Source organism: Cellulosimicrobium sp. PMB13, assembly GCF_051294865.1.
GTDB lineage: Bacteria > Actinomycetota > Actinomycetes > Actinomycetales > Cellulomonadaceae > Cellulosimicrobium.
Genome location: NZ_CP145910.1, coordinates 4,229,709 through 4,250,688, shown reverse-complemented (window position 1 = coordinate 4,250,688; position 20,980 = coordinate 4,229,709). Strand labels below are relative to the sequence as shown.

The following is a 20,980-nucleotide window of genomic DNA, read 5'->3' as shown; positions in this document are numbered from 1 at the left end:
TCGGAACCGTCAGCGCAGGAGCAGGGGGTGGGTCTGCGCGGCGTTGTCGTCGAGCCGCTCGAGGTGGCCGCGAGCGAGCTCGTCCAGCTCGCGGACGCCCGCCTGGGCGGTGCGCGCGGCGAGCGCCCGGGCGCGGGCTGCGGCGCGGCGTCGGCCCAGCGAGGTCAGGTGCGAACCGACCCGGACGAGGAGCCGGTCGAGCCCGCGCAGGTCGGCGGTGCGAGGCAGGGTGGGGGAGTACGCGCTCATGAGGGGTTCTCCGTGCCGTCGACGAGGGGGAAGAGGTTGAAGTGGACCTGCACGGGTCGGGCGCCCGGCGTCTGCTCCTGGTGGGAGAAGCGGTCGAGGGCGTCGGAGAACTGCTCCCACGCCGCACCGACCTCGGCCATCTGCTCGGCGGTCAGCCAGAGGGCCGTCGTCGTGAGCCGGGTGACGTCGAGCCACTCCCGGTCGAGCGTCTGCGAGTTCTCCAGGAGCGACTGGATCTTGCGTGCGCGCGCCTTCTCGAACTCGAGGGCGACCGTGAGGGACGTCGCGATCGCCGCGACGTCCTCCGGGTCCTCGGGGAGCCCCAGTCGGAACCCGCCGGGCCGCCGCTCCCACCAGCGCTCGCGGCCCGTGCCGCGGTCCGCGACCTCCTGGATGAAGCCGTGGCGAGCGAGCTGGCGCAGGTGGTAGCTCGTCGACCCGCTCGACTCGCCGACGAGCTCGGCGATCCCGCTTGCCGTGAGGGCGGAGTGCGCGGAGAGCAGGTCGAGGATCTGGATCCGCAGGGGGTGGGCCAGGGCCTTGAGCTGTGCGGGCCCGAGGGACTGCTCGGTGTCCTCGACGTCCTCGGAGGTCGTCACGGCGTCGTCTGTGCTCATGACGACGACGCTACCGATCCAAAGAACTCTTTGCAAGGGTTTCTTTGCAGCGAGTTCTTTGGACCGGTGGCGTCGTCCCGACGGGCCGCGTCAGGGAGCGGGCCAGGTGGTCCTCTCGTAGTGCGTCCCGTCGATCACGACCCACGCCTGGGCCAGTCCGCCGTTGATGTACGCGTTGCCGAGCACGCACGGCAGGTCGACGAAGCCGTTGGCGTTGAGCGTCCGGGTGTACGAGTTGCCCGAGATGTTGTGGTCGTACCCGTTCGCGTTGCTCCAGCACTGGAAGGAGTGCGAACCCGACGGGAAGTCCGCGTTCGCGTACACCCGGTACTGCGTGCACATGTAGCCCGAGCAGCCGGAGACGTCGCTTCGCGGCCCGCGGACCACCCACGCGCGTGGGTTCGGCGGCGGCGGCGGCGCGTCGGTCGCGCCGGACGCCGAGACGTACCCCGAGCAGCCGGCGGCGTTGCACGCGCGCGCCTGCACGGTGTAGTTCCGCGAGTAGCCGCCCGCGAGGTCGATGCGCCCCGTCCCGGTGCCGCTGTTGCTCTCCGACCCGGACAGCGACCACTCGACGCGCGCGGCGTTGCCGCCGTCCGAGCTCGGCCCGCTCACGGTGAAGTAGCCGTCGGTCGCCGACGTCTTGGTCCACGAGACCCCGGGCGTGCTCGGCGTCGTGTACGGCGTCACGGAGCCGGACCGCCCGGTGAACGCCGAGCACCCGGCGGCGTTGCACGCCTGGACGTCGAACGTGTAGGGCTGCGCGTTCGTCAGCCCGGTGAAGGTGAGGGTCGTGGCGGTCGTCTGGACGCTGCGGCCGCCGGAGCCGTTCGCGCGCACCGTGTACGTCACCGCGTTGCCGTTGGCGTCCGCCGCCCCGAAGGTCACGCGCGCCTTCCCGTTCGTGTCCCCGGAGATGAGCGCGGCCGACGGCGTCCCCGGCGCGCCGGGCTGGCCGTAGGGGATCACCGCGGCCGACGCGGCGCTCGCCGCGCCCTTGCCGGCCTTGTTCTCCGCAGTGACCGTGAACGTGTACGACGACTCGTTGTCGAGCCCGGTCGCCGAGTACGAGGTCTTCCCGGCGACGGGCACGGCGGCGCCGTCGCGGGAGCCGTTGCGGAAGCGCTGCACGTGATAGGTCTTCACGGCGTCACCGTTCTCGAACGGTGTGCTCCACGTCAGGCCGATCACACCGCCGTTGACGGCACTGTCCGTGCGCTTCGCGCTCGGCGCGGCGGGCGCGTCCGGCACGCCGGCGGGAACCTCGGGGTCCGACGCCGCGCCCCAGTCCGACGGCTCCGGGGCGTCGTTGACGGCCTGGACGGTCACCGTGTACGGCACGCCGTTGTCGAGGCCCGACCACACGGTCTCGGTGCCGGCGACGCACGTCTTGCGGAACACGCCGTCGTCCGGGGCGGGGACGATCTCGAGGTTGACGCACCGGATGGGGGAGCGGTCGGTGTAGGTCGCGTTCTCCCACGTCACCGTGAGCGACCGGTCGCCGAAGGTCAGGATCGGGGCCGCCGGCGGGTCCGGCTTCTCGTCCGGCCGTGCGGGCGGTGACGGGGGCGACGCGGGCGACGGGCCGACCGCGTTCTCCGCGACCACCGTGAACGTGTACTCGACGTCGTTCGTCAGGCCGTCGAGGGTGCAGGTCGTCGTCGAGCACGCCTTCTCGTACCCGTTCTGCGACGTCACCGTGTAGCCCGTGATCTCCGCGCCGTTGTTGTTCGGCGGGTCCCACGTCAGCACGACGGTCTCGGAGCGGACCTCCTCGACCTGGGGCGCGGTCGGCGCCTCGGGCTTGCCGAGGACGGTGACCGTGATGCTGCCCTCGACCTGCCGCTCGACGTCCTGCGTCGCGTCCTGGACGCGGTACCGGACGACGAGCACGCCGACGAAGGACTCGTCCGGGGTCACGAGGACCTCGTCGCCGTCGATCTGGGCGGATCCGTCACCGGTGTCGACCGCGGCCCCGAGGAGCTCGAGCGGCCCGACCTCCTCGAACGGGTTCTTGTCGTTGCGCAGCACCGGCACCGAGATCTCGACCCCCTGGTGCGCGTCCTCGACGACGTCGTCGACGAGCGTCGCGAGCGGACGGGTCGACGCGACGACGGTCACGGCGAGCTCGCCGTCGACCCCGGGGTTCTCGCCGTCGCTCACCTGGACGGGGACGGCGAGCGTCGTGCCCCGCTCGACGTCGGCCGAGGCGCGGACGGTGACGGTGGAGCCCTCGACGGTCGTCGTCAGGCCGGGCGCGGACCCGGTGACGGTGAACGTCAGGGGGTCCTCGTCGGGGTCGGTCGCGAACCGGGCGAGGTCGATCGAGGTCTCCTCACCGGCTGCGACCTCCACCGTCGGCGCGCCCAGCTCGGGCGGCAGGTTCTCCGGCGGGAGCACGCGGATCGGCAGGGTCAGGACGGCGGTCGCGCCGTCGGGGTCGTCCGGGCCGGTGCCGTCGGTGACCTCGAAGGTCACCCCCGCGGCCCCGGCGTACTCGGCGCGCGACGTGTAGACGATCGTCGTCGCCCCCGTGACCTCGCGCGTCCCCTCGAACGCGGTGACCGCCGACTCCTCCGTCAGGCGCGGCGTGCGGCCCTCGGCGACGACGACGTAGTCGGCGACGTCGATCGTCAGGGGCTCGCCGCTGAGCACCTCAAGGGGGGTGATCCCGGCGCGCAGGACGGGCTTGCGGACGGGCTCCTCCGTCGTGCCGAGCCCCGGCACGCGGACGAAGGCGCGCGTGCTCAGCCCGTCGACGTCGGTCGCGCTGTACGTGATGACCTGGGAGTCGGTCGTCAGCGGGACCGTGAGCACGCCGTCCTCGTCGACGACCACGTCCTCGTCCGCGACCTCCACCGTGAGCTCCTGCGCCGTCCCGTCGGGGTCGACGTCGTTCTCGAGCACCGCGACGTCGACGCTCTCGCGGCCCAGCACCGCCTCGAGCGGGACGACGTCGTCGTGGGCGACGGGGGGCAGGAGCGGCGCGTCCTGTCGCACGACGACCGTCACGGCCGCCGACGCTCGCGCCCCGAAGGCGTCCTGGACGGCGTAGTAGAACGTCGACGTCCCGTCGTCGGCCGGCGTCGTGACGACGACGCGGTCGCCCACGACCTCGGCGGGCAGCTCGAGCGCGCCCTCGACCTCCGACGCGACGAGCGACAGCTGGTCGCCGTCCGGGTCGCTGTCGTTGTCGAGCACGTCGACGGCGACCGTGCGCCCCGGCCGGACCGTGATCTCGTCGTCGACCGCGACGGGCGGCTGGTTGGTCGGCGGCGGGACCGAGATGCCGACGCGCACCGTGCCGGTCGCGGTCGCGCCGCGCGCGTCGACCACCGCGTACGTGAAGGTGTCCGTGCCGACGGCCGTGGCCGTCGCGGTGTACTCGAGGTAGCCGTCGACGAGCTCGGCGGACCCCTTGCCCGGCGGGGACGCGACGCCCGAGAGGGTCACCCAGTCGCCGTCGGGGTCGACGCCGCCGAGCGGGACCGCGATCCGGACCGTCGTCCCGCTGAGCACGCGGGCGACGACCTCGGGCGGGCGCGGGGCCGCGTTGTCCTCGTCCGCCCGGACCCGGATCGTCACCTGGGCCGAGTCCTCCTGGCCGTTGGAGTCGCGGACGCGGTAGATCGCGTACGTCGTCCCCGCCTCGGTGCCGGCACGGAACCGGACGAGGTCCTCGGAGACGAACGCCTCCCCGACGGCCGGGTCGACGTCCTGCTCGAGCTCCGGCTGGAGCGTCAGCTCGAGCTGGTCCGGGTGCACGTCGTTGCGCAGCACGGGGATGTCGACGACGTCGCCCGCCTGGACCGTCACCTCGTCGGGCAGTGCCGTGGGCGGCCGCAGCTCGACCGGCGGCGGGACGGGCACGACGCTGACCTCGCCGACCGCGGTGCGGGAGCCGTTGGACGCCGTGTAGCGGAACGTCACGGGCTCCGACTGGCGGCGCACCTCGGTCACGCGCAGCACCTGGTGCGCCAGGACGGCGACGGAGATCCCGGAGCCGTCCGGCACCTCCACCGACTGGACGACGAGCACGCCGCCCGCGGGGTCGGTGTCGTTCGCGAGCACGTCGACGAGGGTCGATCCGTCGGCCGGGAGCAGGGCCCGGTCGGACACGACGACGGGCGGTTCGTCGTCCTCCGCCGGGGCCACGACGTCGACGCGCACGAGACCTGTCGTGACGGACTGGCCGTCGCTCACGTCGTAGGTCAGGTCGTAGGACCGCGCCTCGGTGGAGCGCACGTCGAACGTCCCCGCCTCGAAGCTCGGCGTGATCTCCGCGGGCGCCTGCTCGGCGACCCCGACGAGCCGCAGGGCGTCGCCGTCCGGGTCGGAGTCGTTCCGCAGCGGCGACACCGTGACGGTCTCGCCGACCGGGACGACCACGTGGTCGTTGACCGCGGTCGGGGGCTGGTCCGCGGGGACCGAGTCGACGAGGAGGCGTCCCTCGGCGGTGACGCGACCGTCCGAGACGAGCAGCTCGACGATCTTGCGCCCCGGCGAGGCCCCCGCGTCGCGGTACTCGACCGTGCCGTCGGGAAGGGTGCGGACCTCGTCGCCCGCACCCGACGTGCTCGCCGAGGACAGGAAGAGCTCGTCGCCCTCGGGGTCGCGGAAGTAGGGGAGGACCTTGATCGTCGCCGTGCCGCCCTGCACCACCTTCAGCACCGGTTCACCGGTCTGCGCGGGCGGCTCGTTGACGTCCCAGCCGAAGACCTCGAGCGAGACGTCCGCCTCGGCGGTCCCGCCGGCCCGGCCGTCGCTCACCCGGTACGTGAACGACGAGCGCCCCTCGGCGTCCGCCGGGACCGTCGCCTGGAGCGCCGCGCCACCCAGCACGGGCTGCACGAGCACCCCGTCCGGTCCGGCACCGGCGAGGGCCGCCGTCATGACGTCGCCGTCCGGGTCGACGTCGTTCGCGAGCACGGGCAGGATCGTCGTGCGGCCGGGGCGCACGCCGAGGACGTCGTCGTTCGGCAGCGGCGGCCGGTTGGGCTTCGACCGGTCGGTGAGGACCTGGTCGACCTGCTCCGGCGAGCTCTCCTCGCTCTCGGACTCCTCGCCCTCGGCGTCCTCGGGCTTGACCTGGTCCCAGTCGTCGACGACCTCGAACTCGTCCGCCGCCATCCACAGGGTGCCGGCCGCGAGGTCGTTGAGCACGATCGCGTGCCGGTTGACCCGGTACTGCAGGGTCGCGCGCGTGTCGACGCCGTCGAGCGTGCGCTGCAGGTCGCGCTCCGTCCCGTCGCAGTCGCGCACGACCTCCCCGGACGACGACCAGGCGCCGTACGTGCAGCCGTCGAGCTGGACGGGCGGCGCCGGGACGCCGCTCGCGCGCCGGACCACGGCGTCGCCTCCGCGCAGGGGCTGGGTGACGAGCCCGGTCGCCGTGGCGACGACGACGGATCCCGACTCGGCGGACGGCTGCTGGAGCCGCGCCTCGGACCCGTCGGCCAGGCTCACCACATCGCCGGAGGGGAGCACGAGCGTGGAGGCCGTCCGGTCGAGGACGACGGGGACCTCTCCGACCGTCGTGAGCTCGACGTCCGCGCCCGGCGCGACCGAGAGCGCGGACGACGTCGGCTCCTCGGCCGTGCCGTCGGGACCGGAGCGGACCTCGTGCAGCAGGCCCTCGGCGGGGTCCGCGACGAAGACCGTGCCGTCCGTGGAGACGGCGAGAGTGCCGCCCTCCCCGACGGTGGTGACCGGCTCGGTCTTCTCGGGGTCGAGGCCGGTGGCGGCGTCGAACGGCATGACCCAGAGCGTGCCCTCGTCGGTGTCGAGCACGGCGACGGTGCCGCCGCCCGAGCGGACCTGGGACCCCGCCGGCGCGCGCACGGTGCCGTCGAGCACGAGGTGGGCGACGTCCACCGGGCTCGCGGTGGACGTCGCGAGGTCCTCGACGAGCACCCGGCCCGCCTGCTGCTGGACGTCGAAGGACGCGCTCCCGGAGAGCAGCGAGCCGTCGAGCGCCTGCGACTCCGCGTTGAACCGGCCGACGAGGCCGGTCGACGTCTTGGTCACCCACACGCCCGAGTCGTTGAGGTCGACCTCCGCGGACGCCTCGCCCTCGGACAGGGCGGCGACGGCGACGAGCGTCGTCGCGAAGAGGGCCACGACGGTCGCCGAGGCGACGGTCCGGCGGTTCGCCGCAACGCGCGACCTGATTCCCACGACGTCCTCCGAGCACGTCCCGGACGACCTGCCGGCCGGTCCGGAGGCGCGCCCACGGGCGCCGCCCGCCAGCACAGGATAGGGCCGCGACCACGCGGTCGGAGGTGCGTGCCCACGGGAGGGTGGGACGATCGGGACATGCTGGACGCCCTTTCACCCGTACGGCGCTCCGCGGGCGCGGCGATCCTGGCGCGCGTCGCCGGTCCCGACGCCGCGGCGACGCGCGCACGCATCCACCACGCTCCCGGCCCGCGCTGGTTCGCGCGGTCCTCTCCGGTCCGTCGCGTCCACGGCGACGCCTCGATGTTCGTCGGCGGTCTGCGCGCGCTGCTGCTGCAGAGCCTGCACCCCCTCGCGATGGCCGGCGTCGCCGCCCACTCGGGGTACCGCGGCGACCCGTGGGGCCGGCTCCAGCGCACCTCGACGTTCATCGCGACGACGACGTTCGGCACCGCGGACGACGCGCAGCGCGCCGTCGACGCCGTCCGGGCCGTGCACCACCGCGTGCGGGGGACCACCCCGGACGGGCGACGGTACGCCGCGGGCGACCCGCACCTGCTGCGGTGGGTGCACGTCGCCGAGACCGAGAGCTTCCTCGTCGCGCACCAGTTGTTCGGCGCGGAGCCGCTCGACCGTGCCGGGTGCGACGAGTACGTGGCCCGGGCGGGCGACGTCGGGAGGCGGCTCGGGGTCGAGGACGTGCCCGGCACGTGGGCCGAGCTCCAGGCGTCGATCGCGAGCTACCGGCCCGAGCTCGCCGTCACGCCGGCCGCGCTCGACGCCGCGCGCTTCCTCCTCGTCGAGCCGCCGCTGCCCGCCGCGGTCCGACCGGTCTACGCCGGCCTCGCGGCGGCGGCCCGCGCGTCGCTGCCGCCGTGGGCGCGCGACGGGCTGCCGCCGGTGCGGCTCGTGCCGCCGGCGCTGGCCGGTCCTGCCGGCGCGGTCGTCACGCGCGCGATCCGGTGGGCGCTCCCCGCCCCCTGAGGTCTTCGGCCGCCGTCGCGCTCAGCCGTCGTCGCGGTGCCGGCGGAAGTCGTCGAGGTCGGCGTTGAGGCGTCCGAGGAGCTCGGCGAGCAGCGACCGGTCGAGTCGTGACCACCCACCCAGCACGTCGGCGTAGAGGGTCGCTCGCGTCGCGCGGTGCCGCGCGAGCTCGTCGAGGCCCTCGGTGGTCGGCTCGACGAGGACGGCCCGGCCGTCGTGCGGGTCGCGCACGCGTCGGACGTGGCCCGCACGCTCGAGGGCGACGACCTGGCGGGTCACCGTCGACGCGTCGAGCCCCAGCCGCGCGGCGAGGACGTTGACGTTCTGGGGTCCGTGCGTCGCGAGGCCGTGCAGCAGCAGGTACCCGGACCTGTCGAGCGTCCCGGTGCGCGAAGGACCGTGCGCACCGGTGGTCGGGGTGCCGGTGGTCGGGGTGCCGGACGCACGGGTGCGCTCGGCACGGCGCAGGAGCTGCGCGAGCTCGAGCTCGATCACGGCGACCACATCGCGCGCGGCGCTGTCGCCGGCCTGATCGTTTCCCCGAGCAACGGACATAGGTGTAGCCTACAGGAAAGTAGCTGCTAGATACAGTTAAATCCGACGGGAGTGAGCACCACGTGGCCTCGACACGCGACGAGCCGAACCGCACCGCCATCTACGCCACCGCCCTGACCGCGTTCTTCGCGATCGCCGGCATCGCGGTCGTCGACCCGATCCTGCCCGTCATCGGCGAGGAGATCGGGGCGTCGACCTGGCAGATCGAGCTGCTCTTCACCGCGTACATCGCGGTCATGGCGGCGGGGATGATCCCGGCTGTCCTCGCGACGGGTCGCTTCGGCTACAAGAAGATCCTCGTCGCGGGGGTCTCGCTCGTCGCGGTCGCCGCAGTCCTCGCTGCGCTCAGCACGACGATCGGCCAGCTCGCCGCCCTCCGTGGGCTGTGGGGCCTCGGCAACGCGATGTTCTTCGCGACCGCGATGGTCCTGCTCGTCTCCCTCGCGAACGACCGCGAATGGGTCGTCGCGCTGTTCGAGACGTGCGTGGGGCTCGGCTTCGCCGTCGGGCCGCTGCTCGGCGGACTGCTCGGCGGCATCTCGTGGCGTGTCCCGTTCCTCGCGTGCGGCGTCTTCATGGTCGTCGCGCTGCTCGTCTCGGTGACCCGGCTGAAGGACCCCGTGGAGAAGCCGGCACCGCTGCGCGTCGGCCAGGTGTTCCGGCTCTTCCGCAAGCCCGGGTTCCTCGCCCTGTCCGCCGTCACCGCGGCGTACAACTTCTGCTTCTTCGTCGTGCTCGGCTACACGCCCGTGTTCCTCGGCCTCGACGTGATCCCGCTCGGCCTCGTGTTCACCGCGTGGGGCGTCGGGCTCGCCGTCGGCATCCTCGTCGTCGGGCACCGCCTCGCGCACCGCGTCGGAGCCGTGCAGACGCTCGGGATCGCGATCCTCGGGGTGCTCGTCGCGCTCGTGCTGCTCGCGCTCGACCTCGGCACCGCCGCGTCGATCGCGGTGCTCGTCCTCGCGGGCGTGTGCATGGGCATCGCGAACGCGAACCTCACCGACCTGTCCCTCGCGCTCGGCGACCCCGACCGGCGCGTGACGACCGGAGCGTTCAACCTCGTGCGCTGGGGCTTCGCCGCTCCTGCCCCCGTCATCGCCGGGCTGCTGCACCCCGTCTCGCCGACGGCGCCGTTCTGGGTCGGTGCGGGCGTCCTCGTCGTCGGGATCGTCGTGTTCCTCGCGACGGCGCACCGCATGGCGGGCGAGCTGGGGGAGCGCGTCCTGTGGTCGCGCTGGGACCGTCGCGCCCGCGCCGTCGAGGGGACGCCGGAGGAGGCGCTCGGCGAGGTGTGACGGCGGAGGTCAGCCGGGAGAACCCGCCTCCGCGCGCGCGGCGTCGGCCAGCGCGGCGATCCCGCGCACCAGTGCGCGCAGGTCGTCGAGGTCGAGGCGCTCGAGCAGGTGCTGCGTCGGCTCCTCGCGCGCCGCGAGACGTCGGACGGCGTCCGCCCCCCGCTCCGTCGCCGCGACGAGGCGGACGCGCCCGTCGCTCGGGTCCGGGCGGCGCTCGGCCATCTGCGCCGCGACGAGCCGGTCGACGATGCCCGACACCGTCGCCGCCGTGACGCCGAGGACCTCCGCGAGGTGGTGGGCGCCCGACGGCCCGTCGAGCTGCAGGACCGCGAGCGCGCGCAGCTGCTGCACGGTGAGCGGGGTGGTGAGGATCGGCTCGAGCCGCTGCGCGAGGAAGATCTCGCTGAGCACGTTCCCGGCCTCCTCGACACGGTCGACGAGCAGGCGGCGTTCGTCGTCCTGCTGCGTGTCCCGGGCCGCCGTCCGGCGCTCGCTCCGCCGCTCGCCAGGGCGGTCTTCGTGCTGCTCTCCCACGCTGGGACCGTACCCGGAACTCACCGCGGATGCTTAGCGTTAGGCTAACGATCGACGACGGCGTCGAAGTCCTCACTCTCCCTCGCTGCCTGGAGGCACCGTGTCCCGACTCGCCCGGACGTCGCTCGCGAACCGAGCCGTCGTCGCCCTCGTCACGGTCGCGGCAGCGATCTTCGGCGTGGTCAGTCTCGGCTCGCTCAAGCAGGAGCTCATCCCGTCGTTGCAGATCCCGGCCGCGGCCGTCGTCGCCGTCTACCCAGGGTCCGCACCGGAGATCGTCGAGGACCAGGTCACCGAGCCGCTCGAGGCGGCCGTCCAGGGCGTCGACGGCATCGCGGGCATCAGCTCGACCGCGTCGACGAGCCTGTCGGTCACCACCGTCGAGCTCGACTACGGCACCGACATGGACGCGGCGGCCCAGCAGCTCCAGACCGCGGTCACCCGCATCCAGTCCCAGCTCCCGGCCGACGTCGAGCCGCAGGTCGTCACCGGCTCGGTGGACGACCTCCCGGTCATCCAGCTCGCGGCCGCAGGGGCCGAGGGCGGCGACGAGCTCGACGCGGCGGAGCTCGGCTCCGTCGTCGAGTCCGTCGTCGTGCCGCGGCTTGAGGAGATCGACGAGGTGCGTTCCGTCGCGGTCACGGGTGTCGCGGACCGCGAGGTCCACGTCGACCTCGACCCGCAGGCGCTCGCCGCCGCGGGGGTCTCGTCCGCCGACGTCTCCACGCTCCTCGACGACAACGGGGTGCTGATCCCGGGCGGCACGGTGACCGAGGGCGTCACCGAGCTCACGGTCCAGATCGGCTCGCAGATCACGAGCGTGGACGAGCTCGCGGCGCTCCCGCTCCGTGGGGCAGCGGGCGTCGTGCCGCTGGGCGACGTCGCCGAGGTCGCCGAGGTCGACGCCGACCCGTCGTCGTACTCCCGGCTCGACGGCGAGCCGTCGCTCGCGATCGCCGTCACCAAGACCCCCGCGGGCAACACCGTCGAGATCTCGCACGCCGTCCAGGACGCGCTCACCGACCTCGACGAGGCGCTCGCCGACCAGGGCGTGCGCGTCGCCGTCGTCTTCGACCAGGCGCCGTTCATCGAGGAGTCCATCGAGGGCCTCGCGACGGAGGGCGGGCTCGGCCTGCTCTTCGCCGTCGTCGTCATCCTCCTGTTCCTCGCGTCCCTGCGCTCGACGATCGTCTCCGCGATCTCCATCCCGCTGTCGCTGTGCGTGACGTTCATCGTCATGAACGCGACGGGCTACACGCTGAACATCCTCACGCTCGGCGCGATGACGGTCGCGATCGGCCGCGTGGTCGACGACTCCATCGTCGTCATCGAGAACATCAAGCGGCACCTGTCGTACGGCGAGCCGAAGCGCGAGGCGATCCTCACGGCCGTGCGGGAGGTCGGCGGCGCCATCACGTCCTCGACGATCTGCACCGTCGCGGTGTTCGCCCCGATCGCGCTCGTCGGCGGCATGGTCGGCGAGCTGTTCCGGCCCTTCGCGGTCACCGTCGCCATCGCGATGCTCGCGTCGCTGTTCGTCGCGCTGACCATCGTCCCGGTGCTCGCGTACTGGTTCATCAAGGCCCCGAAGGGCGTCCTCGAGCACGACGGCTCCGACGAGTCCGTCGCGCGCGCAGCCGAGATCGCCGAGCGCACGCGCGCCGAGGCCGAGGCGAAGGAGCGTCGCGGCATCTGGCAGCGCGCCTACATGCCGACGCTGCGCGCCTCGCTGCGGCGCCCGGTCGTCACGCTCGCGGTCGCGGTGCTCGTCCTCGTCGGGACGTTCGCCCTCGTGCCGCGCCTCGAGACGAACTTCCTCGGCGACTCCGGGCAGGACACGCTCACGGTCACCGAGTCGTTCGAGCCGGGCACGACGCTCGCCGCTCAGGACGAGGCGGCGCGCACCGTCGAGGACGCGCTGCTCGGCCTCGACGAGGTCGAGACCGTCCAGACGACCGTCGGCCAGGGCGACGCCGCGGCGGCCGCCTTCTTCGGTGGCGGGTCGACGCCGCAGGCGACCTTCGCCGTCACGCTCGCCGCCGACGCCGACGGCACCGCCGCGCAGGACACGATCCGCGACGCGGTCGCCGACCTCGGCACCGACGCGACGACCGAGATCACGGTCGCGGGCGGCGAGGCGCTCATGGGCTCGTCGACGGTCGACCTCGTCGTGCGGACGACCGATCCCGACACCCTGGCCGACGCCGCGCAGCAGGTCCAGGAGGCCGCCGCCGCGACCGACGGCGCGATCGAGGTCACCAACAACCTCGCCGCCGAGCAGTCGACGGTCCAGGTGAGCGTCGACCGCGACGCCGCCACCGCCGCGGGCCTCACCGAGACCCAGCTCTCGGGCCTCGTCGCGTCGGTCATGTCCCCGATGCCGATCGGCAGCGTGGACCTCGGCGACGGCCCGGTCGACGTCGTCGTGTCGCAGGGCGAGGGTCCGGCGACCGTCGCCGAGCTCGAGGCGCTCGTCGTCCCGAGCGCCACGGGCCCCGTGCCGCTCACGTCCGTCGCGACGATCGAGGAGGTCGCCGTCCCGACGTCGATCACGCGACTCGACGGCGAGCGCAGCGCGACCGTCTCCGTCACGCCGGCCGGACAGGACCTCGGCTCGCTCACCGCAGCGCTCACCACGACGGTCGACGAGCTCGACCTCCCCGCGGGCGCGTCGGTCGAGATCGGCGGCGTCGTCGCCCAGCAGGAGGACGCGTTCGCCGACCTCGGCCTCGCGCTGCTCGCCGCCATCCTCATCGTCTACGTGGTGATGGTCGCGACGTTCCGCTCGCTCGTGCAGCCGCTCATCCTGCTCGTCTCGGTGCCGTTCGCCGCGACCGGCGCGCTGCTCCTGCTGCTCGCGACGTCGACCCCGCTCGGCGTGCCGTCCCTCATCGGGATGCTCATGCTCATCGGCATCGTCGTGTCGAACGCCATCGTGCTCATCGACCTCATCAACCAGTACCGCGAACGCGGGCGCTCGCTCGACGACGCGGTGCTCGAGGGATCCCGCAAGCGCCTGCGCCCCATCGTCATGACGGCGCTCGCGACGATCTTCGCGCTCACCCCGATGGCGCTCGGCATCACGGGCGGCGGCGCGTTCATCTCCCAGCCGCTCGCGCTCGTCGTCATCGGCGGCCTGATCAGCTCGACGCTGCTCACGCTCGTCGTCGTGCCGGTGCTCTACCTGCTCGTCGAGCGCCGCGGCGAGAAGCGCCGGGCGCGTCGGGCCGCGAAGCAGGAGGCGTCCGCGCAGGCCGAGGCCGACAAGCTGGTCCCCGCGCAGGCCTGACACCCTCGACCGGACCGCGGGCCCGTCGGGTCCGCGGTCCGGTCCGGTCGGGTTCCGGTCGGGTCCGGTCGGGTCCGGTCGGGTCCGGTCGGGTCCGCGGGCGGTGCGGCGTCGGTGCTCGGGCTGTCCGCGCCGTCACCACGCGTGGTCGGCCGTCCGTCTCAGGAGCGCGGCCTTGACGCCCTTCGCATCCGACGCCGCACCGCCCGCTCGTCCTGCCCCTCGCCCTGGCCTCGCGGCATGGGGACGTCAGACCCTCGTCGCGACGTAGAGCCGTGGTCGCCGAGGTAGATCCGTGGTGGCCGAGGTAGAGCCGTGGTCGCCGAGGTAGAGCCGTGGTCGCCGAGGTAGAGCTCTGGTATCCGGCAGGAGCCGCCGGTGGCTGACGGTGTCCTGCCGCGGCCGACCCGCGTCCGACCTCGCGTGCCGCCGGCAGGCGGCGGAGGTGACGCGCTGGGAGAGGTCGGGCGGGGGTGGGACGACGCCGGGTCGTGGCGGGCCTGGCGGGAGCCGCGAGGCACGAGCGGCGGATGGTAGACCCGGCGTCGTCCCACCCCCGCACGGCCGGACGCAACCACGACCTCGCGCCGAGCCGGACGCAACCACGACCTCGCGCCGAGCCGGACGCAACCACGACCTCGCGCCGAGCCGGACGCAACCACGACCGCTCGACCGACGCGAGCACCGCGTCAGGAGGGGCGAGCGACGCCCGTCTCGTACGCCAGCACGACGGCCTGGACGCGGTCGCGCAGGCCCAGCTTGCCGAGGACGCGGCCGACGTGGGTCTTGACGGTGGCCTCCGAGAGCACGAAGCGGCCGGCGATCTCGGCGTTCGTCAGGCCCTCGCCCAGCGCCTCGAACACCTCGAGCTCGCGGGCCGTGAGGTGAGCCAGGCGGGGGTCGTCGCGGCCGGTCGCCGCCGCGGCCGGTGCCCCGCCGTCCTGCGGGAGCTGACCCGAGAACATCTCGAGCATCCGCCGCGTGATGCGCGGGGACATGGCGGCGTCGCCGCTCGCGACGGCGCGGATCGCCCCGACGAGCTCGCCCGGCTTCGCGTCCTTGAGGAGGAACCCGCTCGCGCCCGCGCGCAGCGCGGAGAACGCGTACTCGTCGAGGTCGAACGTCGTGAGGATGATGACGCGCGACGACGGGGTCTCGGCGACGATCCGCTCCGTCGCCTCGATCCCGTTCGTGCCCGGCATGCGCACGTCCATGAGCACGACGTCGGGGCGCAGGGCCGACGCCTGCGCGATCCCCGTCGCGCCGTCCCCGGCCTCTCCGACGACCTCGATGTCGTCCTCGGCCGCGAGGATCATGCGGAACCCCATGCGCAGGAGTGCCTGGTCGTCGACGAGCAGCACGCGGATCGTGCTCGTGCTCGGCGTCCCGTCGTCGTGACCCACCGGTGCTCCCGTTCCCGTCATCGATGTCCTCCGTCGAGGCGCAGGCGCGCCACCACCTCCCAGCCGTCACCGACCGGCCCGGCCGTCACGGTACCGCCGTGCACGGCGGCGCGTTCACGCATCCCGATGATCCCGCGCCCGGTGCCGAGGGGCACGCCCTCCGGGTGCGCCTCGGCGACCGACGGCGGCAGGTCGCGGACGTCGACGCTGTCGCCCTCGCCCGGGCGCCGTCCGGCACGGTTCACGATGCGGAGCTCGAGCCAGTCGCCCTCGCCGTAGGCGGAGCGGTCCCACCGCACGACCTCGAGGAGGACGATCGGCGCGAGCGGCGCGTAGCGGAGCACGTTCGTCAGCGCCTCTTGGACGATGCGGTGGGCGGCCTGGCGCACGGTCGGCTCGAGCGTCGGCTGCGGGCCGCGCCGCACGAGGCGGACGGGCAGGCCCGCGGTGCGGAACCGTTCGACGATGTCCTCGAGCTCCGCGACGTCGTCGGCGGGGGCGAACGGGACCGTCCGACCCTCCTGGCCGGGTTCGCGCAGCACGCCCAGGACCCGGCGCATGTCGGCGAGCGCCGCACGCCCGGTCGCCGTGAGCTCGTCGAGGGCGTGCGCGGCGAGCTCGGGGTTCTTCGCCCCCGAGGCGCGGGCGCCGTCGGCCAGGGCGACCATGACGGTGATGGAGTGCGCGACCACGTCGTGCATCTCGCGCGCGATGCGCGTGCGCTCCGCGGCGGCCGCGAGCTGGGCCTGCTGGTCGCGGTCCCGCGCGAGCGAGTTCGCCCGGTCGACGAGGTCGGTGACGTGCTGTCGGCGAGCCCGCACGTTGGAGCCGATCGCCATCGCGACGAGGCACAGGATCGTGGTGACGAGGATGCTCATGACTCGTTCGGCGGTGACCTGTCCCGCGTCGGCCGCCTCGCGCACGAGCACGCCGTCCGCGTCGAGGATGACGTCGTACCAGAGCAGCGTCGCCGTGGTGAACGGCACCACGAGAGCTGCGAGCACGGGCCACGCGACGCGCGGCGGGCGGGCGGCGGCGACGGCGTAGATCGCGAACATCGACGCGACGTCGTACCCGACCGTGTCGCCCGTCGTGGCGATGGCGACGACGCCGAGCACGGCGACGGCGAGCGCGACGAGGACGGGACGCCGACGACGCCACAGGAGAGCGGTACCGCCGGCCAGGACGAGGAGGACCGCGACGACGTCGGGCAGGCTCGCCGTCTCGGGTGACAGCAGGACGTAGAAGAGGCCGGGGACCACGAAGATCGCGCTGACCACCCAGTCCATGACGACGGGGTGGCGGGCGAAGTAGCGGCGCACGGGACCAAGACGCCGCGCGTCGAGCTCCGTGAACGGCTGGGGGGCCGGACGCATGGCCAGCGTGCGTGGCGACGGCGGAGCCTGTGCCGGGGGAGAGCCCTGCGGACGCGCAGCGGCCGACGCCGGACGAGCGGTGGGCTCGTCCGGCGTCGGCGGGGTGGTGTGCGGGGTGCTCACGCGTCCCGACGCTTGAGCACGAACGCCGCGACAGCGAGCGAGACGACGGCCCAGGCGGCCATCGCGAGGCTCGCCGCGCCGGGGGTGAGGATCTCGACGCCTCCGGCGTCCGCCTCGGTCACGGCCATCATGGCGGTCGCGAGGTTCATCGGCAGGAACTTCGCGACGTCCTGGACCCAGTCCTGTGACAGGAAGCTCGCGACGAGGGGCAGCACGAAGAGGAACGCGACGAGCGTGAAGATGCTCCCGGCCGAGTGGCGCATGATCGTCCCGACGCCGACCGCGAGGAGCGCGACGAGCGCGAGGTAGCCGGCGCACGCGAGGATAACCCGCTGGACGACGGAGTCGCCCAGGTCGGGGACGAGGTCGTTGCCGGAGAGCATCGGCGCGGTCGCGAGGTAGGAGAGCGCGATGCCGACGAGGGCGACGACGAACGTCACGACGCCGATGATCCCGGCCTTGGCCCACAGGGCCGGCAGCCGGGTCGGGACGGCGGCGAGCGTCGAGCGGATCATCCCCGTCGAGTACTCGCCCGTCACGACGAGGGCACCCAGGACGGCCACGGCGAGCTGGGCGAAGATGAAGCCGAGGACGATCGCCTGGACGGTCGAGATGTTCCCCATCTCGGCGGCCATCTCGGGGTTCTCGGCGGAGAAGTTGAACGACGCGGCCATGGAGAGGCTGAACAGCACCATCACGACGATCGTCGTGCCGATCGTCCACCAGGTGGAGCGCAGCGAGCGGAACTTGATCCACTCCGAGCGCAGCACGTGGCCGAAGGTGAGGCGGTAGGGCGTGGCGCGGGTCGCCGTCGGGCTCGTGGAGACTGCGGTGGCGGTCATCGGTGCGCTCCTTCGGGGGTCTGGACGGGCGCGTCCGGCGTGGCACCCGCGGCGCCGTGCCCGACGTGGATCTGCGCGGACTCGGTCTGGTACTCGACGGAGTCGGCGGTGAGTGCCATGTAGGCGTCCTCGAGCGTGGACGCGACGGGCGTGAGCTCGTGCAGCACGAAGCCCTGCGCGGCGGCGAGCTCGCCGATGCCCGCGGCGTCCGCGCCGGAGACGACGAGCAGGCTGGGCTCGTCGCTCGTGACGGTCGAGCCGTCGCGCGTGAGGAGCTCCGCGAGCTGCGTCGCGTGCGGGGTGCGGACGCGCACGGTGCGCTGCTGGGAGCCGTTGACGATGTCGCCCACGGGAGCGTCCGCGATGATGCGGCCCTTGCCGATGACGACGATGTGGTCCGCCGTGACGGCGACCTCGCTCATGAGGTGGCTCGAGAGGAAGACCGTGCGTCCCTCTGACGCGAGGTACTTCGCGAGGTTGCGGACCCACAGCACGCCCTCGGGGTCGAGGCCGTTGACGGGCTCGTCGAGGATGAGCGTCTTCGGGTCACCGAGCAGCGCCGAGGCGATGCCGAGGCGCTGCCCCATGCCGAGCGAGAAGCCGCCGACGCGCTTCTTCGCGACCGACTGGAGGCCGGTCATCTCGATGACCTCGTCGACGCGCTTCGTCGGGATGCCGTGCGTCGCGGCCATCGCGCGGAGGTGGTTGTAGGCGGACCGTCCGGTGTGGACGGCCTTCGCGTCGAGCAGCGCGCCCACCTCGGTGAGGGGAGAGCGGTGCTGCGCGTACGGGCGTCCGTTGACGGTGACGGTCCCGGCGGTGGGGCGGTCCAGGCCCATGATCATGCGCATGGTCGTGGACTTGCCGGCGCCGTTCGGACCGAGGAAACCGGTGACGGTCCCGGGGCGGACGGTGAACGAGATGCCGTCCACCGCCGTCTTGGGCCCGTACCGCTTGGTCAGGCCGCGTGCTTCGATCATGGCTCGCCCCTTCCAGGGTGCTGCGCGGGCCTCCTCGGCCCGCTCGGGTGATGTGTCGTGGGGTCGTCGTCGAGCCTAGGTCCGGTGCCCGACGCCGGGCAGCCACCTTGCGGCGTATGTTCGGCGCCCGGTGGGTCGTGCGGCGTACTCCGTGCGGGGTACGCCGATCAGGGTCCGTGGTCCTCGCGGGGCAGCGGTCCCGCGACGGGATGGTCCGCGGGAACAGTGACCGGGACTCGCACGTTCCGTAGGATGAACGTCAGGCCAGCGACACCCGACTCGAGGCAGGAACGCCGATGACGAGGCCCGCTGCAAGAGTGGACGCCGCGACCAGGAGGAGCTCATGAGCAACCCCGTCTTCAACAACAGCGCGGTCTTCGGTGATCCGAAGAACCAGCGCGGAGGGGCCGCCACCCAGGCGGGGCCCGCGTACGGCACGCCGCCGGCGCAGGGCCAGAACCCCGCCTACGGCACGCCGCCCCAGGCGGGCCAGTGGGGGCAGTACGGCGCCCAGGCCGCCGACGCGGCCACGCTGAACCAGATGTACGACGCGCCGGCCGCCACGACCGCGGACACCAAGCGCCTCACGTACGACGACGTCATCATGAAGACGGGCGGCCTGCTGGCGCTGCTCGTGATCGTGGGTGCGGCGACCTGGCTGCTCGCCCCGAACATCTGGCCGGTCGGCGCGATCGCCGGCCTCGTGCTCGGTCTCGTCAACGCGTTCAAGCGCAACCCGAGCCCGCTGCTCATCACGCTGTACACCGTCGCCCAGGGCGTGTTCCTCGGTGGCATCAGCGCGTACTACGAGAGCTTCTACGACGGCGTCGTGCCGTCGGCCGTCGTCGCGACGGTCGCGACCTTCGCCGCGGCGCTCCTCCTGTTCCGCTCGGGCAAGGTCCGGGTCACGCCGAAGTTCACGCGCTGGCTCATCATCGCGATGGTGGGCTACCTCGCGTTCTCGCTCGTCAACGTCGTCCTGCTGATGTTCGGTGCGCTCGACGGCTGGGGCCTGCGCGGCGGCACGCTCGGCATCGTCATCAGCCTCGTCGCCGTGGGACTCGCGGCCGCGTCGCTCATCGTCGACTTCGACTCGATCAAGCGCGGCGTCGAGGGCGGCGTGCCGGCCAAGTTCGCGTGGTCGGCGGCGTTCGGTCTGCTCGTGACGCTGATCTGGCTCTACCTCGAGTTCCTGCGCCTCTTCGCCATCCTGCAGAGCAGCGACTGACGGTGGCGCGAGACTCACGTGGACCGGCACCCGCGGCGGAGACCCTTCCGCCGCGGGTGCCGGTCTTTGCGGCCGGGCTCGTCGTCGCCGCGGCGGCGATGCTCGGCGTCCAGGTGCTCTACATGGTGCTGTCCGGTGCGCCGCCCGCATGGCTGGCGTTCGCCGCGCTCCTCATCCTGCTCAGCGTCCCGACCGCCGGTGCGGCCGTCGCGTGGCTCGGCTCGCGGGTCACGAAGGACGCGACCGACGGGCGGGCCGCGCTCGTCTTCGCCGCCCTCGGGCTCGTCGCGGGCGCCCTGTGGGGGTCGCTCCTCGCCGGTGGCCTCGCGAACCAGCTCTCCGGCGCCGGCGCGAGCGGCGGGGGAGCGCTCATCGCCGGTGCCGCCGTCGTGGTGGGGATCACCGCGGCGGTCGGTGCGGGGCTCGGCCGGCTCACGGCGCGCGAGGCGTCGGACCGCCCGCTCCTCGTCGTGGTGCTCGGTGTCGTGGTCGTGCTCGTCGCCCTGCTGGGCCTCCTCGGCTGACCCCGCCTGGGCTGACCCCGCCTGGGTTGTGGGCTTGAGATGGGCCCGGTTCTTCGCCGAGAACCGGGCCCGTCTCATGCCCACGACCCCAGGCGGGCGGTGAGTCAGGTGGGGAGACCGTGACGCGAGGCCGCGGAGGCGAAGCCGAGCCACGTGTGGCGGTTGCCCGCCCAGCACCAGCCGACCTTCGGGGCGCCGCGGCGCTCGCGGCCGTCGCGGCCCGTGCCGTTCGAGATCCAGATCGCGGGCGTCCGGGTGTCGAGCGTCCCGCCGGGCTTTCGCAGGCGGGAGCCGACCGTCATGTAGCAGTGGTTGCGCGCGACGACGCCCGGCACCTGGAGCGCCCAGTGGATCCCCTCGGCGAGCAGGAGGGGCGAGCGACCGCGGCCTGTGATCTCCGGCAGCGCCTCGTCGGGCGACCAGTTCGCCATCTCGTCACCGCGCTCGACGGCGGTCACGGCGTACACCGCACCACCGGGGGTGTCGAGCCCGTCGATCGGGGCGAACCGGTCGACGTCGGCCATGTCGACGACGACGAAACCCTCCTTCTCGCCGCCGCGGACCGGCAGCCGGAGCAACGGAGCCAGCACCGACGGCGGTGCGAGCGAAGGGTCGACGACGAGCAGGGAGCCGGACGGCGTCGTCGCCGCGAGCTCGGCGGCCGCGACGCGCACGGAGTCGTCCGTGAGCCCGGCGAGCGCGGGCACGCCGAGCGCGACGAGCCGCTCGGCCTGGTCGGCGAGCGACGGCAGGGACGGGACGGCGGTGGTCGCAGGAGCGGTGGAGGGAGCGGTCGCGGTCACG

General features: G+C 73.4%; 15 protein-coding genes. 5 read left to right on the top strand and 10 right to left on the bottom strand.

The annotated features are described in order from the left end of the window. Positions 1–9: 9 nt before the first annotated feature. The 3 genes from V5D56_RS18915 to V5D56_RS18905 all read right to left on the bottom strand — a co-directional run bounded on the left by V5D56_RS18915 (position 10) and on the right by V5D56_RS18905 (position 7,043). Complete coding sequence (locus V5D56_RS18915) at positions 10–249, bottom strand: hypothetical protein (RefSeq protein ID WP_435736808.1); 240 nt, start codon at positions 247–249, stop codon at positions 10–12. Next, entirely contained in the window at positions 246–866 is a 621-nt protein-coding gene (locus tag V5D56_RS18910; RefSeq protein WP_435736807.1) for an ArsR/SmtB family transcription factor, read from the bottom strand. The genes V5D56_RS18915 and V5D56_RS18910 overlap by 4 nt, the downstream gene beginning before the upstream one ends. A 90-nt stretch (positions 867–956) precedes the next feature. Then, complete coding sequence (locus V5D56_RS18905) at positions 957–7,043, bottom strand: Ig-like domain-containing protein (protein WP_435736806.1); 6,087 nt, start codon at positions 7,041–7,043, stop codon at positions 957–959. 138 nt (positions 7,044–7,181) lie between these two features. Between V5D56_RS18905 and V5D56_RS18900 the strand changes: the two genes are divergently transcribed. Next, positions 7,182–8,027 carry an oxygenase MpaB family protein gene (locus tag V5D56_RS18900; protein ID WP_435736805.1) on the top strand — a complete coding sequence of 282 codons (846 nt, stop codon included), beginning with the start codon at positions 7,182–7,184 and terminating at the stop codon, positions 8,025–8,027. A gap of 21 nt (positions 8,028–8,048) precedes the next feature. Here the strand turns inward: V5D56_RS18900 and V5D56_RS18895 are convergent, their stop codons facing one another. Further along, the gene (locus tag V5D56_RS18895) at positions 8,049–8,522 is read right to left on the bottom strand and encodes a MarR family winged helix-turn-helix transcriptional regulator (protein WP_435736804.1); all 474 of its coding nucleotides are present in this window, start codon (positions 8,520–8,522) and stop codon (positions 8,049–8,051) included. A gap of 122 nt (positions 8,523–8,644) precedes the next feature. On the opposite strand from V5D56_RS18895, the gene V5D56_RS18890 reads away from it, so the two are divergent. Then, positions 8,645–9,877 (top strand): MFS transporter, encoded by a 1,233-nt coding sequence (locus V5D56_RS18890; RefSeq protein ID WP_435736803.1) that lies wholly within the window; start codon positions 8,645–8,647, stop codon positions 9,875–9,877. Between the two features lie 9 nt (positions 9,878–9,886). Here the strand turns inward: V5D56_RS18890 and V5D56_RS18885 are convergent, their stop codons facing one another. Beyond that, a complete protein-coding gene (locus tag V5D56_RS18885; RefSeq protein WP_435736802.1) occupies positions 9,887–10,411 on the bottom strand; it encodes a MarR family winged helix-turn-helix transcriptional regulator in 525 nt (174 codons plus the stop codon). Between the two features lie 100 nt (positions 10,412–10,511). Here V5D56_RS18885 and V5D56_RS18880 point away from each other — a divergent pair, with 100 nt between their 5' ends. Beyond that, positions 10,512–13,700 carry an efflux RND transporter permease subunit gene (locus V5D56_RS18880; protein WP_435736801.1) on the top strand — a complete coding sequence of 1,063 codons (3,189 nt, stop codon included), beginning with the start codon at positions 10,512–10,514 and terminating at the stop codon, positions 13,698–13,700. A 689-nt stretch (positions 13,701–14,389) separates the two neighbouring features. On the opposite strand, the gene V5D56_RS18875 is transcribed toward V5D56_RS18880, so the two are convergent. From V5D56_RS18875 to V5D56_RS18860, 4 genes are all read right to left on the bottom strand, one after another. Next, a complete protein-coding gene (locus V5D56_RS18875) occupies positions 14,390–15,124 on the bottom strand; it encodes a response regulator (RefSeq protein ID WP_435736800.1) in 735 nt (244 codons plus the stop codon). Then, positions 15,121–16,479 carry a sensor histidine kinase gene (locus V5D56_RS18870; RefSeq protein ID WP_435736799.1) on the bottom strand — a complete coding sequence of 453 codons (1,359 nt, stop codon included), beginning with the start codon at positions 16,477–16,479 and terminating at the stop codon, positions 15,121–15,123. Before V5D56_RS18870 ends, V5D56_RS18875 begins: the two co-directional genes overlap by 4 nt. 119 nt (positions 16,480–16,598) lie before the next feature. After that, the gene (locus V5D56_RS18865; protein WP_435736798.1) at positions 16,599–17,444 is read right to left on the bottom strand and encodes an ABC transporter permease; all 846 of its coding nucleotides are present in this window, start codon (positions 17,442–17,444) and stop codon (positions 16,599–16,601) included. Beyond that, positions 17,441–18,424: an ABC transporter ATP-binding protein gene (locus V5D56_RS18860; RefSeq protein ID WP_435736797.1), complete on the bottom strand. Its 984-nt coding sequence runs from the start codon at positions 18,422–18,424 to the stop codon at positions 17,441–17,443. Before V5D56_RS18860 ends, V5D56_RS18865 begins: the two co-directional genes overlap by 4 nt. Positions 18,425–18,767: 343 nt before the next feature. On the opposite strand from V5D56_RS18860, the gene V5D56_RS18855 reads away from it, so the two are divergent. Beyond that, the gene (locus V5D56_RS18855; protein WP_435736796.1) at positions 18,768–19,652 is read left to right on the top strand and encodes a Bax inhibitor-1/YccA family protein; all 885 of its coding nucleotides are present in this window, start codon (positions 18,768–18,770) and stop codon (positions 19,650–19,652) included. A 56-nt stretch (positions 19,653–19,708) separates the two neighbouring features. Continuing rightward, positions 19,709–20,176 carry a hypothetical protein gene (locus V5D56_RS18850; protein ID WP_435736795.1) on the top strand — a complete coding sequence of 156 codons (468 nt, stop codon included), beginning with the start codon at positions 19,709–19,711 and terminating at the stop codon, positions 20,174–20,176. A gap of 104 nt (positions 20,177–20,280) precedes the next feature. Here V5D56_RS18850 and V5D56_RS18845 read toward each other — a convergent pair whose 3' ends face one another. After that, positions 20,281–20,979 carry a DUF5701 family protein gene (locus V5D56_RS18845; RefSeq protein WP_435736794.1) on the bottom strand — a complete coding sequence of 233 codons (699 nt, stop codon included), beginning with the start codon at positions 20,977–20,979 and terminating at the stop codon, positions 20,281–20,283. Position 20,980: the final 1 nt, after the last annotated feature.

What these genes read in the sequence shown, in the direction of transcription:
- V5D56_RS18900 (WP_435736805.1), top strand. Translation starts at nt 7,182, where the DNA reads ATGCTGGACGCCCTTTCACCCGTACGGCGCTCCGCGGGCGCGGCGATC.
- V5D56_RS18865 (WP_435736798.1), bottom strand. Translation starts at nt 17,444, where the DNA reads ATGACCGCCACCGCAGTCTCCACGAGCCCGACGGCGACCCGCGCCACG.
- V5D56_RS18870 (WP_435736799.1), bottom strand. Translation starts at nt 16,479, where the DNA reads ATGCGTCCGGCCCCCCAGCCGTTCACGGAGCTCGACGCGCGGCGTCTT.
- V5D56_RS18915 (WP_435736808.1), bottom strand. Translation starts at nt 249, where the DNA reads ATGAGCGCGTACTCCCCCACCCTGCCTCGCACCGCCGACCTGCGCGGG.
- V5D56_RS18860 (WP_435736797.1), bottom strand. Translation starts at nt 18,424, where the DNA reads ATGATCGAAGCACGCGGCCTGACCAAGCGGTACGGGCCCAAGACGGCG.
- V5D56_RS18910 (WP_435736807.1), bottom strand. Translation starts at nt 866, where the DNA reads ATGAGCACAGACGACGCCGTGACGACCTCCGAGGACGTCGAGGACACC.
- V5D56_RS18875 (WP_435736800.1), bottom strand. Translation starts at nt 15,124, where the DNA reads ATGACGGGAACGGGAGCACCGGTGGGTCACGACGACGGGACGCCGAGC.
- V5D56_RS18855 (WP_435736796.1), top strand. Translation starts at nt 18,768, where the DNA reads ATGAGCAACCCCGTCTTCAACAACAGCGCGGTCTTCGGTGATCCGAAG.